This is a genomic window from Flavobacteriales bacterium (assembly GCA_025210295.1).
Lineage (GTDB): Bacteria > Bacteroidota > Bacteroidia > Flavobacteriales_D > Parvicellaceae > S010-51.
In genome coordinates, this window is sequence record JAOASC010000020.1 from 23192 (window position 1) to 41212 (window position 18021).

An 18021-nucleotide genomic window follows, 5' to 3' on the forward strand; every position below is an offset into this window, starting at 1 on the left:
AAACTATGAAATTAACACTTTTACAAGCTGCAGGAGGAGATGCTGGAATGATGAACATCATTATGATTGTAGCCATGTTTGCGGTCTTTTATTTCTTTATGATCAGACCACAGCAAAAAAAGAAAAAAGAACTAGAAAAATACATTTCTGAAATCAAGCAAGGAGATGCAGTACTAACACTTGGAGGTATTCATGGAAAAGTTACTGCTGTCAACGACACAACAGTAAACATTGTTTCTGATGGAGGGGCTAAATTAAAGATTGAAAAAAGTGCTATTGTTGCTGATGCTTCAGCCATAGCAAATGGACCAAGATAATATGCTTAAAATTGGATTAACTGGAGGAATTGGAAGTGGAAAAACCACAGTGGCTTCTATTTTCAATTCTTTTGGTATTCCTATATACAACTCTGATATACGAGCCAAGTATATCATGAACCATGATGTTGAGTTGATCAAAGCTATTCAACATCTTCTCGGGGACGAAGCTTATCTAAACGGAAAAATTAATCGTCCTTATATTTCAAAAAAAGTATTCTCTACCCCTGCTCTACTTCAACAACTCAACCAATTAGTACACCCAAAAGTCGCTGAAGACTTTGATCATTGGTGCAACGAAAACAGTCATGCTCCATTTATTATTAAAGAAGCCGCTATTTTAATCGAAAGTAAAGCTTATTTATCCTTAGATAAGATTATTGTGGTCAATGCACCTGAAGCAATTAGAATAACTCGCGTAATGCAGCGTGACCACACACCGCTTGAAGCAGTAAAAGCAAGAATAAAAAATCAAATTTCTGAAGAAGAGCGCAACCAATACGCTGATTTTATAGTCAATAATGACGGAAAAACAGCATTGATAAAACAAGTAAAAGCTATTATTAAAGCATTAAAAGCTCTTCAATAATTCTTTACTTCTTATTTAAAACTCAGATATAAAAAAAGAATTAAAGACGCCGTCTGGAAAGAGTTTTCATCAACAGGTGCTATCGTAATCCCCGTATTTTCTTCTCCTTTCATAAACACTCCATCGTTGGACCACTGAATATACATACCTGATCCATTATCAATCTTTCCTGTTTTATCAATTTTTACAAGCGCTTTCCCAGTTGCATCAGCTAAAATTCCATCAGGCGAAATACTAGCAATAAGTTGCCCATCTTTACTCGTTAGCTTTCCATCTTTATGCACTATACCAATCAACTCCCCTCCCATTTTTATTACACCTTTATTATTCACTTTTATCTGAGTTTTCTTCCCCTCATATTTAAGTTTAAAGCTTGAAAAAGTTAAAAGGTTAGCTTGAAGACTCCAAGAAATCGATAATGTTGCTATAACAAATAAGTAAAAAAATCTTTTCATAACACTACAATATTACTGATTTTATTCAAAAAGAATAGGTTTTATTAAAATAGTTTTATTCATAAGATTATTAAAGAGATTCCGCTATATTTTTTTCATTTTGGGCAAGCTTATAAGCGATTATTATTGCAACCAACTACATTAGGGATTTTTAACATATCAACAGTCAAATTAATGTAACATTTGCTATCAAGAAGAAAATATAAAAGCTTATTTTTGCCCATTGAATATATTATACAATGGAAAAAATAACCAAATCAATTATCTCTACCAGAATGATGGCTTTTCTACTCTTAGTTTTTGCTATCGCTATTGGTACAGCCACCTTTATTGAAAACAGTTACGACACTATTACAGCGCGACTTGTAATCTATAACACCAGATGGTTTTCTTTAATCATGCTATTATTAGTGATCAATTTCATTGGAAATATAGACCGTTATCAACTTTTGAAAAAAGAAAAATTTACCATTTTACTCGTTCACATAGGATTAATCATCACCATTGTGGGCGCTGGTGTTACCCGTTATATTGGTTTTGAAGGAATTATGCCAATCAAAGAGGGAGAAAACTCCAATGTGATGTACAGTGCAGAGCCTTATTTACAGCTGTATATTACCGATGAAATCAAACAATACAAATCAGAGAAAAAAATCTATTTTTCAGAGCTATACACTAATACGAATCGCCCTTTTTATAGTAACTATTTTACGATTCCAGTAGATTTCCCTAATAAAGGACATTTTGATATTTCATTTAAAAACTACATAAAAAATGCCGAAGAAATAACCTTAGAAGATCAACCAGATGGTAAAAACATACTAGAATTAGTCGTTGCTGGACAAGCTGGACGGGAAACACATTTAGTCGCTGAAGGAGAAATCAAAAAAATTGGAACTGTTCTTATTTCATACAACAACAATGAAGACCCAACAGCGATTAGAATCAATGACCTTGCCGAACAACTAACTGTTATAACACCATACATGATTCAAAGAACAGCAATGCCACAAATGATTGTCGATACCCTTTGGGCAGATACAGTTCAAGAGTTTAAACCCATGCATTTACACAATATTTTAGGGACTCAGTTTGTATTCAAAAAGCACTATAAAAAAGCCATTAAAAAACTTCAGCAAAGCGAAGATGATAAAGCAGGAAATTTAGATGCCTTGATGTTAACACTTAATTATAATGGAATTGAAAAAGATTTTACTGTAATGGGTGGACCTAATCGAATGGCCAACTATTTAAAATTTGAAGAAAATGGACTGTTATTTAACATCGCCTATGGAGCGAAGCCAATATTCTTACCATTTTCTATCTATTTGAATGACTTTATTTTAGATCGTTATCCAGGTTCAACAAGTCCTTCTTCATTCAAAAGTATTGTCACATTACACGATACAACAGTAAACCTTCATGAAGAACAAGAAATATTTATGAATAATGTAATGGACTATAAAGGTTATCGCTTTTTCCAATCATCTTATGAGCCAGATGAATCAGGAACTATATTATCTGTAAACAATGATTATTGGGGAACACTCATTACTTATATTGGCTATTTATTGTTATCTATAGGATTTGGTCTTAGCCTTTTAAATAAAAAATCTCGATTTGTTGAACTCAGTAAACGTATGAAAAAAATTAGAGACAAAAGAAAAGTAGCATTACTCGCTCTTCCACTTCTGCTTTTTTCTTTAGGAAATCTAAATGCTCAAACAGAAAAAACACCCCCTATTATCTCAGAAGAAAAGGCCAACGAATTTGGAAAGTTATTAGTACAGACTTTTGAGGGGAGAATACAACCTGTTCATACTTTAGCTTATGACATTTTGCATAAGATCTCAAAACAAAACTACATTGAAATTGAGGGTCAGAAATACACTGCGATGCAAGTCTATATGGATATGCATGTTCATCAACGTTTTTGGGCGCATCAACCGCTTATAAATATTAGAAGAAATACAGGAGTAAGAGAACTGTTAGGAATCGAAGGTTCCAAAGCCAGTTTAGCAGATTTTTATAACGAAGATAATCAATATAAAATCATTAATGAAGTAATGAAAAGCCGTCAGAAAAAGGCAGTAGAGCAAAATGTTTTTGATAAAGAATTATTAAAAGTAGATGAACGCTTTAATATTGCAAGAATGGTTTTGGAATACCAATTTCTAAATATCTTCCCTGTTAAAGATGACCCTTCTAATAAATGGGTTAACCCTTTAGATTCTGCGATCAACTTTAAAGCTGTAGACCCCTCTGTTCCTTTTTTAACCTATCCTATGCTATTGAATATGTATTTTGACTCCTTACCCAATGCGGTCGAACAAAATCAATACAAAACTACAGATGGAATTGTTAAACAGTTGTCTAAATTTCAAAAAGAAAATGCTGATCCAACATTGCTTCCAACAGATAGCGCGATTGAATTAGAGATGTATTATAACGACAAGAATATTTTTGGAAAGCTTAAAAATTACTATGCTATAGCAGGTTTAATCTTACTCATTCTAGGTATGATTTTTAATCTTTCAGTCGCTCCTCCTAAGTGGATGAAACACCTTAACAATATTCTTGCTGGTTTTATTATTCTGCTCTTTGCCTATCATACTTATGGTATGGGAATTCGTTGGTATTTAACTGGCCATGCTCCTTGGAGTAATGGTTATGAAGCATTAGTTTTAATTGCTTGGGGAGGTGTCTTTGCAGGTTTATTCTTTATTCGATCTTCAAAAGTAATTTTAGCCGCAACAGCTTGGCTTGCTTTCTTTGTTTTAATGACGGCAGGACATAGTAATTTTGACCCTCAGTTAACCAATCTACAACCTGTATTAAAATCTTACTGGCTAAATATTCATGTAGCAGCCATCACCATCAGTTATGGGTTCTTTGGATTAGGCTTTATCTTAGGGTTGATCAACATGGTTATCTACCTACTAAAAACTCCAAAAAACAAAAAACACTACGACTTAAACATCTCAGAGTTGACCTATACGAGTGAAATGACGTTAACCATTGGACTTGTATTAGCAACTATTGGAACTTTCTTAGGAGGTGTTTGGGCTAACGAATCTTGGGGACGTTATTGGGGATGGGATGCTAAAGAAACTTGGGCCTTAGTTATTGTTTTGGTATACGCTTTTATTTTACACATGCGTCTTGTTCCAGGGTTGAGAGGAAAATTTGCTTTCAATGTAGCTAGTATTCTAGGCTTTAGTACTGTATTGATGACATTTATTGGAGTAAATTATTACCTAACCAAAGGTTTACATAGCTATGCCCGAGGAGGAGCTCCAGCATTTCCTATTTGGGCTTGGCTTACTATTGCAGGTATTTTTCTACTCATTTATTTAGCTCACCTAAAGAACAAAAAAGCACAAAACTAACCGTTTTTTAACCGTTTATCCAAAACTACTACCCAGTCCACTAAAAGTTCATTGATATCATTTACTTTCGCGGTCTTAAATTATAGATATGAAAATAACTTTTGTGTACATTTTAGCTTTTGCACTTTTATTAATAGGCTGCAAAAAAAATGATAGAGCATTTGTAAGTGAAAATGATCAACTTATACCGTATGATGAAACACCTGCTCATTGTTACAACAATACTTTAGACGACGGAGAACTAGACATAGACTGTGGAGGAGAATGCCCTGTATGTAATGAAGCCACTCCTACTTGTACCTTAGATCTTAATACAGCTTTAGTTAGTAATAACCCCAAACAAATTACCAACATTAGTAAAACTCAACTACCTGGAGGTACTATTCAAATTTCGTTTAATACGGGATCCATGCCTTGCAAAATAAAAATCAATCCTGATTATACTAAACTATCACCTTTTAACCTTGTTACGGGTGGTTATGTTGCTATAGATCAAATGAGCCTAGAACTATTAAATCCTGTATATAACTACATCGTGCTAAGCACCTACACAGAAAACGGTGAAGGATTTATTAACACTAGTACTAATGGACAAAATGAACTCATCATTTGTAATTCAACTTATGCTAGTGGCAACTATTCAATCAGCTTACGTCTATTAATCCCATAAGAAAAGATATAAATTATGAAACGTACGATATTTACAACATTATTTGCTTATCTTTTCTTTACTTCTTTTGCCCAAAAAGAAAATAAAGCTGTTGAGATTTATAAAAAAGAAATAGACAATCCTAACGTAGAATTTATGGGGATTGGAGGACATATACTATCATTACAGTTTGATCAATTTAATGCTCCCATCAAGGTTGGCGTTGAAGCCTATGCTAAAATAGGTGAACTATTTGTCAATACTAAGGGAATGTTTGGAGAAGCTTTAATTGATGTTTATTCAGAAAGATCATCAACTATTTATTCTGCTTATGAAGGTGGTAATGCTTTTTCCAATTATGAAGCAACCATTTCCTACGGTTTAACTTCCAAAAATATCATAGAAAAAACACAAGTTAATTTATTTAGAAGTGGTAATACTATTTATTATGTAGATGTACCTACCACCATTAAAAAAACAATAGGAGTTGAAGCTGCTTTAGATCGTGGTTTTATAAGTTTCTCGGGCAGAGCAAACAGAATGGAAGGTAAACCTGTACTTCCAGAGAGTTATGAAGGAACGGTAAACTTAGGAGATACTTTTGGTCAAAAATTTATGTCTACCAACTACCAATATCAAGTTTTAAGTGTTGGAGTTAACCAAACCAAGACCTCTTATGTTTTGGTCAATGCTAAAAAATATGGAACGCACTCAGCATCTAGTTACCTGAGATACTATGGTAGGCTTTCGTTTTTAGTTGGTTATGAACTGGATGATGTTATTGCCCCTGGTCCAGATGATGATTCTCCTGGTGGTTCTAATCCCGTTGGTTATTATAAGTTTAGCTTAAAAGGAAATACACCGATGCACAAAATTGGCTTTAATGCTGGAGTTCAATTAATCTCTCCACAAGGGGTCTCAGGAATCTTCTTTGCCGAAGCTGGTGTACTACCTGGACCTCAATCGGGAATATTAGGAAGAGCTTATATCAACTTTGGAGGAGGTTTCTCATTATCTAAATTATTATTCAAAGACAAATTATAAAATATGAAGTATATTTTAGCACCCCTACTATTCATCAATTGTTGGGTTTCAATTGCACAAGATTTTAACAACTATGAACCTATTATGTGTGCTGGTCCACTCCCTAAAGATTTTACAGATCGAACGAGTGATAAGGTCTTAAAGGATATTGAAAAAAATACCGATAAAACAGAAAACCATATAGAAGCAAAATCTAAAAATAATTTTATTTTAAAGTCAAATTATATGCTAGACGAGCTCTTAATGAGTGGTCGTGTATTATTTGGTGACCCTGTTTCTGAATATGTAAATACAGTTGCTGATAAATTATTAAAAGACGAACCTAAACTAAGAAAAGAGCTTCGCTTTTATTGTATTAAATCTAATATTACCAATGCATTCTCTACCAATCAAGGGATGATTTTTGTCACCTTAGGTTTAATTGCTCAATTAGAAAATGAAGCTCAACTTGCTCAAGTTTTATCTCATGAAATTGTGCACTACACTAAAAAGCACGTCATTAATACTTTTTTAGAATCTTCTAAAATTTCTAAAGGTAATGGGAAATACAAATACAGTAGTTATGATGATAATATTATTAAATTAAGTAATTACTCTAAAACTTTAGAGTTTGAAGCCGATTCTTTAGGTTTTTTCCGTTTAAAAAATGCAGGATATGCTATACAAGAAGCTTTAAGTGTATTCGATGTTTTACAATTCTCTTACCTCCCCTTTGATGAACGACCATTTCAATACGATTTTTTTGAAACTGAAACAGTAAAAATTCCTGAGGCATTTCGTTTAGATACAATTTTACCAATTCGATTTGAAGATGATTATGATGATTCTAAAAGTACCCACCCTAACATTAGAAAAAGAAGGGATCAAATCATTCGATTAATTGAAAATGAAAAAGGAGGCCAGCTTTTTATTCAAAAAGAAGAACTCTTTCATAAAATTCAAACCATCTGTCGTTTTGAAGGTGTTCGTCTAAATACTAAAAACGCTGCTTATGTTAAATCCATTTATAATGCTCAATTATTATTAGCCGATTATCCCAACAGTATTTTCCTTAAAAAGAATATTCTCAAAGCTTTATATGGAATTTCAAAATATAAAAATCAAGAGAAGTACTATATGATTACCAATGATTATGATGAATATGAAGGGGAAATCAGTGCCGCATATTACTTTTTTGAAAAATTAAGCAGTGAACAAGTTACTTCTATTACTTTGGAAAAAATCAACGCTTTTTATTTAGAACATAATAAGAATAAACGCAGTCAACAACAAATCGCAAGCCTTATAGATGATTTAGTTGATGATGACTTTAAATTTGAAAACTACCACGAAAGAATAATAGCTGATACACTTACAGTTAAAGAAACTACACCAAAAGTAGATACAACAACAACCAAAAGATCTGGTAAATATGCTAAGTTAAGAGCTAAAAAGGAACAACAAGAACAAGAAGAAAAAATAGTAAAAAGTGAAGATTTAACGCAAGAATTTCACTTACAATATCTTTATAACGCTCCTAATGTCAAAGAATTAAATAAGTGGTTTGAGGTTGCCAAAGTTGCCAAAGAAAAAAGAGATGCAATAGCCGACTCCATAGATCAGTTAACATACTATCAAAAAAGAACAGCTGAAAGAAAAGCAGCTAAAATTTATGATAAGGTAGCCTATAAAAATGCCAATATTAAAACAAACAAAATTGTTTTTGTAGATCCTGATTATTTTATTGTAGATGAGCGTAAAGGACAGAAATTGGAAAATGCAGAAGAAAAAAGATATGATTTTTATCAACAAGTAGATATGGTAGCCCATAAAGCTGGGATTGAATACGAAATATTATCTCCAAAAGTATTTAATGCTAATGATACTGATAAATACAATGATTTAGCTAGAATGAATGACTGGGTTGGTGAAAAGATGATGCATGAAGACTTTAAGGAAGAATGGAACATTATACCTTCTGAATCGGAATATGTAAGTTACCTTAAAGATGAATACAATACAGATATTTTCTTATATACAGGTATTTTACAATACAAAGAGAAAAGAAAAAACGTTGGATCAGTTTTAACAACCACAATATTATTTTACCCACTTCTACCCTATGGAATCTACTATGCCGCTACCCCTATAAACTATACTTACTATTACAATTTGTTTTATGATATCTCTGAGGATAAAAAATTACTTGATAAAGTTAAAGTTCTAAAAGTAAAATCTAGTCAAGGAGTGATTAACTCTTCAATGTATGATATGTTAACTCAGATAAAAAAATAATATGAAAAACCTTATATACATCCTATTACTAAGTGCTTGTACTACTTCAGTATTTGCTCAAATTCCTGGATACCTTGGTAAAAGAATTTCTGTTGAAGGAGATCTAAACCTGATGCCTAGTTTTAATTTTGGAAATTCCCCAAGACCATACTTTAGTTCCAAAAATGAGATTGATTATGTTTATAACCCCAATACAAACACCAATGAGCCAATAACTGTCGCAAAATATAATAGAGACGACATACCTGTTCGTAACAACTTACGATGGTTTTTTAAACCATCTTTAGCTGTTAATTTTACACTTTCAAGAAAAATGGATTTATCCTTACGCTTCAATAAAATTTATGGCAATTTAATGTATGACATACACCGTTACAATGGTTTAGATAATACGATTTTTTTTAAAGAAAATTTAAAATATCGTTCCTCTGAAATTGATTTAAACTTTAAATTTTATAACCGAAATTTCATTGCTCCTGTAGGTAAATACTTATTACTTGGTATAGGTTACTCTAAAGTAAATTTAAAAGAGTCCACAGGCACATTACTCAACCTTACTGGTTATTATAACGATATAGGAATGGAAGACGCTGAAAAAGAAGTTACAGTAAATTATAGTGCAACTTACCTTAAATTTATTTTAGGTATAGGCAATAAAATAATGTTAAAAGAAAGACTATACCTAATGTATACTTTAGAATGTAATTATTATCATTATATGAATAATGACTCAAGCGATACTGATGGCTTTTTTATATACAGATTTAGAGAAAACATTAGTCAAAGTTTATCTACAAACCTAAGGAATAGTAATATGTTCTCCGCTAAACTTGGAATAGGAATCATGTTATAAACCTTTTATATTATTTCTAAATAAATAGAGCTGCATTTGCTTTCAAAAACTATACACTAAATTTAGCAACATCACATTCTAATATCAATATGAGAACAATAATCGTATGTTTAATCTTAATGGGCTTCCTCCCCTTTTTTAGTGCTCAAGACTTTAATAATTACACTCCTTTAGTTTCTTCAGGCACGATTCCTAAAGATTTCACCGAAAATATTAGTGAAAGAGCCACCTTAGACATTAAAGAAAATGTCGACTTTACTCAAAGTTATCAGGCAAGAAAAGATCAGAGTGACTTTCTATTAAAAACCAACTATATGATCGATGAACTTTTAATGAGTGGTCGTGTTCTTTTTGGTGACCCTGTTTCACAATACGTCAATACTGTTGCTGATAAACTGTTAAAAAACGATCCAGAGTTAAGAAAAGAACTAAGGTTTTACTGTTTAAAATCAAATGTTACGAATGCATTCTCTACCAATCAAGGGATGATTTTTGTAACACTAGGTTTAATTGCTCAATTAGAAAATGAAGCTCAACTGGCTCAAGTTTTATCTCATGAAATTGTGCACTACACTAAAAAACATGTCATCAATACTTTTATAGAATCTTCTAGAATCTCACAAGGTAAAGGGCAATATAAATACAACTCTTATGATGATAACATTATTCAGCTTAGTAATTATTCCAAAACCTTAGAGTTTGAAGCGGATTCAATTGGTTTTTTCCGTTTAAAAAATGCGGGATATGCCATTGAAGAGGCATTGAGCGTATTTGATATTTTACAGTTTTCTTATTTACCTTTTGATGAAGAACCATTCGACTATAGACAATTTGAAACCGAAAAAGTTAAGATTCCAGAAGTCTATAAACTAGATTCTATTTTACCTATTCGCTTTGAAGATGATTACGATGATTCGAAGAGTAGTCATCCCAACATTAAGAAAAGAAGAGAAAAAATTATTGAATTAATACAAAATCAAAGTGGTGGAAAACTTTACATTCAATCTGAAGAACTGTTTAAAAAAATACAAACGATCTCTCGCTTTGAGGGTGTACGTCTCAACAATAAAAATGCAAACTATGTTAAGGCCATATATAATGCTCAATTATTACTTAAAGACTACCCCAACAATGATTTCTTAGAAAGAAACGTTATTAAAGCACTCTATGGTATTTCAAAATATAAAATGCAGGATAAAACCTACACCATTTTGGGAGACTATGATAGTTATGAGGGCGAAATTAGTGCTGCCTACTATTTCTTTGAACAATTAAGCAATGAACAAGTCGCTTCAATTGCATTAGAAAAAATCAACACTTATTATCTCAACAATAATCAAGATGAGAACAGTAAAAAAATCATGCAAAATTTGATTTTGGATTTAGTTGATAATGGAGTTGGAATAAAAGATTATTATGAGCTAAAAAAAGAAGACACTACAGCAACAAAAGATACAACAGTCAATAACGATAAAGCTGTGACTGCTAATACAACAAGTAAGTATGCTAAACTAAGAGCCATAAAGAAAAAACAAGAGCAAGCAGCTGGAACTATTAAGACAGAAGATGATCGTTCTCGATTATTCCACCACGAATACCTCTACTCCTCTCCTAATATTACTGAACTGGAAGCCTTTTTTAAAGAAGCTAAAAATCAGTTATCCAATGATGAAGAACCCACAACATCTTATGTGGGGATGCCTCCTTATGAAGTTAGAAGAGCAGTAAGAAGAGAGAAAAAAGCCGCAAAAAACCAAGATTATCATGAAAAAATTCAAACCAATAAAATTGTATTTGTTGATCCAGATTATCTCATCATTGACGAACGAAAAGGACAAAAATTAGAAAACGCTGAAAAAAAGAAATACGATTTTTACCAACAACTTGAATTAACCACTCAAAAAATTGGTTTAGAATATGAAATTTTATCCCCAAAAGTTTTTACCGAAAACGATGTAGAAAAATATAATGACTTGGCCAGAATAAATGATTGGGTTGGTGAAAAAATGATGCATGATGATAACATCAAAAAAACAGTATTTATATCGGCTGAACACGAAAATGTAAAAGAACTCTATACTAAATACAATACTGAACACTTTGTATACACAGGAGTACTGCAATACAAAGAAAAAAAGCGAGACTTAGGTTATGTTTTACCAATGACGATTATTTTTTGGCCAGCACTCCCCTATGGAATTTATTATGCAGCTACTCCCCTAAACTTTACATACTATTATAATATATGGTATAACATTAATGAAGATAAAGAAACCTTAAGAAACTTAAGAGTTTTAAAAACCAAAGCTAATAAAGGAAATATCAATTCCATCATGTATCACACGTTAAACAAAGTAAAATGAGAAGAATAGTTTTAATCATCATACTCAGCGCATTTTCCTCTCCATTTATTGCTCAAACTTCAGGATATATGGGGAAACGCCTTTCTGTTGAGGGAAGCTTTAATATTATGCCTGAGGTTTTTAAGACCATCTTAGGAAAAGATCGAGTAACTTATAAATATGAATCAACATATTATAATTCTCAAGATTTAGTTGTCGCTACAGATTATGACAACACGTATTTAAGGCTTGAAATGGACTTTAAAACAGATTTTAAAATCAATTACTGCTTAAATAACAAGACTGAGGTCTCCTTAGGCATTAATTATATTAGAAACACATTTCATTTCAACAATTATAACAACAGTGATTATTATGTTCTTGCCAATCCTAAAGTCGGTTATAATGCTTTGGAATATGGAGTGAATTTTAAATTCTATCGCAATAATTTTATCGCTCCAGTAGGCAAATTCCTTACAGTTGGAATAGGCCAGACAAAAGCTTCAACTCAAAATAACGAAACGATCACTGTTAGTTATTTAGGAGACTATAACGTCCCTCAATATGAAGAAACCCTTAACAAAGCTAAATTCATTAAGTTTAATGTAGGGATAGGAAATAATAAAATAATGGCTGGTAATTTTTATTTTAAATATTTAGCTGAACTCAACTTTTATCGAAATAGATATAAATTATCATTTCCTTCTTCTGAAAACGGAGTTCGGAATTTATTTGGCTACAATGTAGGGCGTAATTTGGCCTACTCTAACCTCTTTAACCTAAAAATTGGATTTGGAATTATTTTATGATACAGCAGAAAACACTTGCCTCTTTTTTACCTCCTGTTTTAATTTTAAAATTGGTTTAGGACTTCTTCTATAAAACGTTATTTTTCATAAATTTGCGCCATGCAAATAGATAACCTAAACTTCGAAAATAAAAAAGTTATTATCAGAGTTGATTTTAACGTTCCTTTAGATAAAAATTTTAATGTAACGGATGATACTAGAATCAGAGCTGCTCTTCCTACCATTCAAAAAGTATTAAATGATGGGGGAACTGCTATTTTGATGTCACACCTAGGGCGACCAAAAGGAAAAGATGATCAATTTTCTTTAAAACATATTGTCTCTGCTGTAGAAAAAAACATCCAACAAGAAGTCCTTTTTATCAACGATTGTGTGGGTGAAAAAGTTAAAACAACAATAGACAGTAGCTCTAATGGAAGTGTCATTTTATTAGAGAACTTACGTTTTTATAGTGAAGAAAAAGCTGGTGATGAACACTTTGCGCAACAATTAAGTGAATTGGCTGATTTTTATATTAACGACGCTTTTGGTACAGCGCATAGAGCACATGCTTCAACCGCAGTGATTGCAAAATTCTTCCCTAATGACAAATGCTTTGGGTATCTTATCGAAAAAGAAATTATTAGTGTTGATAAGGTCTTAAATAGCGATCAAAAACCATTAACAGCTATCGTTGGTGGAGCTAAAGTTTCTTCTAAAATTACTATAATTGAACGCTTATTGGATGTTGTAGATCATTTAATTATTGGTGGAGGAATGGCTTATACATTTATTAAAGCACAAGGTGGTCAAATTGGAAAATCGCTGGTCGAAAACGATTATTTAGAACTGGCTTTAAATATCATCGCTAAAGCTAAAGAAAATAATGTGCGCTTATTATTACCTATCGATACTATTATTGCTGACGATTTTAGCAACAATGCTAACACTCAATTAGTAGAAATCTCTTCAATTCCTGATGGTTGGATGGGCTTAGATATCGGTGAAAAATCAAGTGCGTTATTCAAAGAAACCATCTTAAATTCTAAACTTATTTTGTGGAATGGTCCTATGGGAGTTTTTGAAATGGAAGCATTTCAAAAAGGTACAATTGACATTGCTTTAACATTAGCTCAAGCAACTGAAAATGGAGCATTCTCACTTGTAGGAGGTGGTGATAGTGTTGCAGCTATTAATAAATTTAATTTAGGAACTAAAGTTAGCCATGTTAGTACTGGTGGAGGAGCAATGTTAGAATACCTAGAAGGTAAACAACTTCCTGGGATAGCAGCTATTTTAGGAAAATAGTCACGTTCTTGATAACATGATATATATAGAAAAGGCATCAAAAAATTTGATGCCTTTTCTTTGGATTAATGTTTCATTTTCAAATAGGGCTTTTCGGTAATAAAAATAGCCTTTTCAACTACTGTTCTCCATTTTAATGGAGTTTTATCTTTCAACAAAATAGTAGCAATTAATTCATAGCCTCGTTTCTCTTCAAAACTAGTAACTTTATTTAGTAATTGATTGGCTAAATTAAGTTTTCCTTTTTTTACATTTTTAATAAATTTTTCCAAATTATCGAAGTCAACTCTTGTTTCAGGAAATTTGGTTTTTACAAAATCTAGATATTCAGAAAGGTTTAAATTTTCTTTTGCAATAAGTGCAAAAACAGTCCACATATTATTACTATTTACACTCTCCTCTATTGGATAATTAAGCACTTTATCAATAAATTCTTTAGGACAATTATCGGAAGCAGCTATAAACCAATTGCTATACATCATTTCTTTAAGGTCAAAATACTCAGATACTTTAATAGCATCGGTAACATTTCCTTGTGATAAATGATAAAACAATTCATCAACATTATCCATTAGTACCTCATCATTTCCTCGTTCTAAGCTGTAATAATAATTTAACCAATCATTATACCTTCCCAAGATATGATCGGAATCTTTCACCATTCTTGTTATCCTTTCAAAATCTGGTGCTATCGAATTAGAAATCTGTGGCATTTTAACAATCACTTTATCATAACATTCATAAGCTTTTTCCCAATTCTCTTGACTAGCAAAAACATAACCAGAAGCATAAGCTAACCATCCATGATCACTCCACTTCTTATAACCTGCTATAAACATACTGTCTTTAGTGCTTTCTTTAGCGATACATCTTGTCGATAAATAATACAAATCCGGATTATTTGAATCAGCTTCTGAAAAAGTGCGGCATTCATTACACACTTTTTCTCTATTGTTGGAATAATCTTGCAACAATCGATACGAATACACTTCATAAGGATTTCTCTTTAATCTTTCTGAGATAAAAGATAATGTTGTATCAATACTAGAAGCCAAGGATCCCCAGTATAATATATAAGCACTTGTATCAAGATCCCATATTGCATGAGAAAGCACCATCTCCTCTATTTTAATAGCTTGATCCAGTTCATATAAATAATATGGATTAGCATTGGGATATACTGTCAAAACTTCTTTAACAACTCCTGAGCTGTTTGATGAACCCGATATACTTTGAGGGGCCTCTTCTAAAACATAATCTGCTTCTGTGGAAAACCATCTACTTACCCCTAAATTACGATTAGGTAAATCGATCTCAAAACCATAAGAAACACTATATTCTACAAAATAAGCACTGTTGGCAATATTATAGATATAGTGACCAGAAGGCGTATCCATTTTTTTATAAAAGCTTTCAATGGTATCGCCCAATAATGTTTGGGTTAAAACATGAAATTTATCAGAATAATTGACATTAATTTCATGATGGTCATTGGATGCTACCTCATAGACCTCTCCATTTATTGAAACAGTTACTCCTCTATTCAATCCATTATACAAATGTAGCGTTACCTCTTGAGAAATATTTCCTACATACAAAGCTCCACCAATTAATAATAAAGAGACTGCAAATTTAGCTATGGACGGAATTAATCCATCTCCTAAATGAAACCTGTTCCAAAAATTTAATTGATGTGCTATCGTTCGTTCCTGTCCTGGCGTTAATCGCTCATAATCGCTAGGCAAAGAAATCGAAGCCGTTTCAATTTCAAACGAACAATCACTTAAATAACATTTCTTTACTTCCTCTTCTTTATTTAATAATTCTTCTAGCGCTGCATTCCTTAATTTGTTTAAAACGTCTAAAGCAGAAACAACCCATCCTTCAACCACATTCACCCAGTCCTGAATATTATGTTTATTAGCTTTTTCTAATTTAAAAGCTTCATGTAATTCGGCATAAGTTTTACCTATTCTTTCTTGAATGCATGCTCCTACGCTAATCGTTGAACGATCTTCGTAAATTGATTCCAAAATTGAATGTAGTTCATTGGATGCTTTTAACAATTGAGTCATCTCTGAAGAGCTTACTCTACCATCTGCTAAAACAGTATGGAGAACATTACTAAATTTCCCCATCATATCATTTAAGTTGGCCAATGTATGCTCGCTGTAATGAACTAAACCACCAAGATGCTTTAAGTATTCTCCTACTTTAGGGTTTAATATGTTTGCTGTAATATAACTAACACTTCTACATTTAACATCATGCGTTACTAATAGATTTCTCAACCCTAGTTCTTCCTTTTCCAATTCTTTTATAATCTGAGGAATATTTCGCTTTTTTATCGCTCTTCCTCTATGCATGATTTTTCTCTTCTCCATGGTAAGAGATTCATTCAATACATTTTTAAGAGCTGCCAATTCTTCACGAACTTCTTTATGTGATTCCAAGTTTAATTTTAGCGAATCAGGATATAGCATGTTTAACTCCTCAACAATATTGGAATCAACTTTATACGCATAAAATTCATCGATACTTTCGAATGCAATGAATGAACTTCTGAATAAGAAGTTTCCTTTGTATACAGGATTAAGGAAGGACCAATTATAATCAAAAGCATTCATACATTCAATGCTTTCTTCCTCAGCTAATATAGAAGTTTCAAGATTAGCTGTTCGAATTAATTGCGCTGTTTCATTTTTTCTTATTGATTGAGGATCTTTAAATAACTCCCAGGATGAACGTGGATCAATTGGATGAGATACATATATCTTTTTAGCATTTTCTTCCCGTTCATTATCAGCTGGGTGAGTAGCCCACATTTCAGGAGGAGCAATCCCCCTTTTTGAAAAAACACGTGCTTTTTCTCCTTTAATTTCTGGTGAAGCCCCGTAAAGTGGATTAGCTAAAATCCATTGCATTTTTTTTATAAAATTGGTCTGTAGTGAAAATAGATCTTCTACAGCTTTTTTTTCTTTTAGTTGTGTATTGATAGCTTCTATTGAGGCATGATAACCTTCATCTGCTGCTTTCAATTTATGCAATCCATGAACTAAGGCATCACTACCTGTTACAGATACCGCTACCAAATCAGCCTGAAATTCCATCTCCCTTGATAAAGCCCTTTCAGCAATAACTACAACACTAAATAACGTTTGGATTAAAGCTCTAACCGCCCAAACCATTATGGATAGTATCCATCCTACCCAAGCTATTCTTATATCTACACTTGATAACCCTGCCAAAAATTGATCCAATATATCGCGTTTATTAACAACTCTAACTGCTATTTGTTGAGCAGTATAAACATATCTTCCCAACAGCATTGACTTTTGAGCAAAATGGCCAAACTCATGTGCTAAAACCGCTTTTAATTCTCCTACATTTAAAACATTGATTAACCCTAATCCAATTTCTAGGTTTTTCTTTGTTGGAAATAATAAATTAATAATGGATAAGTCATAAAAAACACAAGCATTTACTCTCGTAGATAAAAAAACTTTATAAGGTCTTGGAGCTCCTACCTCATCAGCAATAGCATATATGAATTGAAATAATTCAGGTTCATCGTCTTCAGTAATCCTACCCGTTAATTCCTCTTTCTTTTTATTAAAGATAAATAAAGACTTAAACATAAATAAGCTTAGAAATGCTAAACCAACAAAGGTGATGAATACAAAAAAAGCATTTTCTACTCCAATTCTTAAAGCAACAAAAGAGTTATACGCTAATACCCCAAACCATATCATTAACCCTAAATAAACTAGAATAAATGACAATAAACCAACCATAGCTATGGCTACATGTTTTTTAAACGATTGAGTTGGTGTTATTAGTTTTCTTTTTAATTCTTCAGAAATTACATTCTTATCATCCTTTGCTTTCATCACATCTAGTTTAATAGCTGTGAAGATAGCAGTTTCTTTTTTAACAAGAGCATTTGTTTCTTGTCTATACTATATATGTTTTCAACTATATAAAAAATTAATTAACAGATAATTCAAACAATA

Annotated in this window: 12 protein-coding genes; 10 read left to right on the forward strand and 2 right to left on the reverse strand. The window is 32.1% G+C overall.

The genetic code is table 11. From position 1 onward, the window contains the following. Positions 1-5: 5 nt before the first annotated feature. Together yajC and coaE are read left to right on the forward strand one after the other, a co-directional pair. Positions 6-317 (forward strand): preprotein translocase subunit YajC, encoded by a 312-nt coding sequence (yajC, locus tag N4A35_06105; protein ID MCT4580973.1) that lies wholly within the window; start codon positions 6-8, stop codon positions 315-317. Further along, positions 304-906 carry a dephospho-CoA kinase gene (coaE, locus tag N4A35_06110; protein ID MCT4580974.1) on the forward strand — a complete coding sequence of 201 codons (603 nt, stop codon included), beginning with the start codon at positions 304-306 and terminating at the stop codon, positions 904-906. Before yajC ends, coaE begins: the two co-directional genes overlap by 14 nt. Before the next feature lie 11 nt (positions 907-917). Here coaE and N4A35_06115 read toward each other — a convergent pair whose 3' ends face one another. Continuing rightward, a complete protein-coding gene (locus N4A35_06115) occupies positions 918-1361 on the reverse strand; it encodes a hypothetical protein (GenBank protein MCT4580975.1) in 444 nt (147 codons plus the stop codon). A 239-nt stretch (positions 1362-1600) separates the two neighbouring features. On the opposite strand from N4A35_06115, the gene ccsA reads away from it, so the two are divergent. The 8 genes from ccsA to N4A35_06155 all read left to right on the forward strand — a co-directional run bounded on the left by ccsA (position 1601) and on the right by N4A35_06155 (position 14008). Further along, on the forward strand, positions 1601-4750 hold the full coding sequence (ccsA, locus tag N4A35_06120; GenBank protein MCT4580976.1) for a cytochrome c biogenesis protein CcsA: 3150 nt from the start codon (positions 1601-1603) through the stop codon (positions 4748-4750). 88 nt (positions 4751-4838) lie between these two features. Beyond that, complete coding sequence (locus N4A35_06125; GenBank protein MCT4580977.1) at positions 4839-5420, forward strand: hypothetical protein; 582 nt, start codon at positions 4839-4841, stop codon at positions 5418-5420. 15 nt (positions 5421-5435) lie between these two features. After that, a complete protein-coding gene (locus N4A35_06130) occupies positions 5436-6443 on the forward strand; it encodes a hypothetical protein (protein ID MCT4580978.1) in 1008 nt (335 codons plus the stop codon). Positions 6444-6446: 3 nt separating this feature from the next. Beyond that, entirely contained in the window at positions 6447-8717 is a 2271-nt protein-coding gene (locus tag N4A35_06135) for a M48 family metallopeptidase (protein MCT4580979.1), read from the forward strand. Position 8718: 1 nt separating this feature from the next. Further along, a complete protein-coding gene (locus tag N4A35_06140) occupies positions 8719-9570 on the forward strand; it encodes a hypothetical protein (protein MCT4580980.1) in 852 nt (283 codons plus the stop codon). Positions 9571-9659: 89 nt separating this feature from the next. Then, entirely contained in the window at positions 9660-11933 is a 2274-nt protein-coding gene (locus N4A35_06145; GenBank protein MCT4580981.1) for a M48 family metalloprotease, read from the forward strand. Beyond that, on the forward strand, positions 11930-12721 hold the full coding sequence (locus N4A35_06150; GenBank protein MCT4580982.1) for a hypothetical protein: 792 nt from the start codon (positions 11930-11932) through the stop codon (positions 12719-12721). The genes N4A35_06145 and N4A35_06150 overlap by 4 nt, the downstream gene beginning before the upstream one ends. Before the next feature lie 99 nt (positions 12722-12820). Beyond that, positions 12821-14008, forward strand: coding sequence for a phosphoglycerate kinase (locus N4A35_06155; GenBank protein MCT4580983.1), 1188 nt, complete (start codon positions 12821-12823; stop codon positions 14006-14008). Positions 14009-14073: 65 nt separating this feature from the next. On the opposite strand, the gene N4A35_06160 is transcribed toward N4A35_06155, so the two are convergent. Continuing rightward, the gene (locus N4A35_06160; protein ID MCT4580984.1) at positions 14074-17898 is read right to left on the reverse strand and encodes a M48 family metallopeptidase; all 3825 of its coding nucleotides are present in this window, start codon (positions 17896-17898) and stop codon (positions 14074-14076) included. Positions 17899-18021 lie beyond the last annotated feature (123 nt).

Excerpts from the sequence above, each read along its gene's own strand:
- N4A35_06135 (MCT4580979.1), top strand. The coding sequence starts at position 6,447 with ATGAAGTATATTTTAGCACCCCTACTATTCATCAATTGTTGGGTTTCA.
- N4A35_06150 (MCT4580982.1), top strand. The coding sequence starts at position 11,930 with ATGAGAAGAATAGTTTTAATCATCATACTCAGCGCATTTTCCTCTCCA.
- N4A35_06125 (MCT4580977.1), top strand. The coding sequence starts at position 4,839 with ATGAAAATAACTTTTGTGTACATTTTAGCTTTTGCACTTTTATTAATA.
- N4A35_06140 (MCT4580980.1), top strand. The coding sequence starts at position 8,719 with ATGAAAAACCTTATATACATCCTATTACTAAGTGCTTGTACTACTTCA.
- N4A35_06160 (MCT4580984.1), bottom strand. The coding sequence starts at position 17,898 with ATGAAAGCAAAGGATGATAAGAATGTAATTTCTGAAGAATTAAAAAGA.
- ccsA (MCT4580976.1), top strand. The coding sequence starts at position 1,601 with ATGGAAAAAATAACCAAATCAATTATCTCTACCAGAATGATGGCTTTT.
- yajC (MCT4580973.1), top strand. The coding sequence starts at position 6 with ATGAAATTAACACTTTTACAAGCTGCAGGAGGAGATGCTGGAATGATG.
- N4A35_06130 (MCT4580978.1), top strand. The coding sequence starts at position 5,436 with ATGAAACGTACGATATTTACAACATTATTTGCTTATCTTTTCTTTACT.
- N4A35_06145 (MCT4580981.1), top strand. The coding sequence starts at position 9,660 with ATGAGAACAATAATCGTATGTTTAATCTTAATGGGCTTCCTCCCCTTT.
- coaE (MCT4580974.1), top strand. The coding sequence starts at position 304 with ATGGACCAAGATAATATGCTTAAAATTGGATTAACTGGAGGAATTGGA.
- N4A35_06155 (MCT4580983.1), top strand. The coding sequence starts at position 12,821 with ATGCAAATAGATAACCTAAACTTCGAAAATAAAAAAGTTATTATCAGA.
- N4A35_06115 (MCT4580975.1), bottom strand. The coding sequence starts at position 1,361 with ATGAAAAGATTTTTTTACTTATTTGTTATAGCAACATTATCGATTTCT.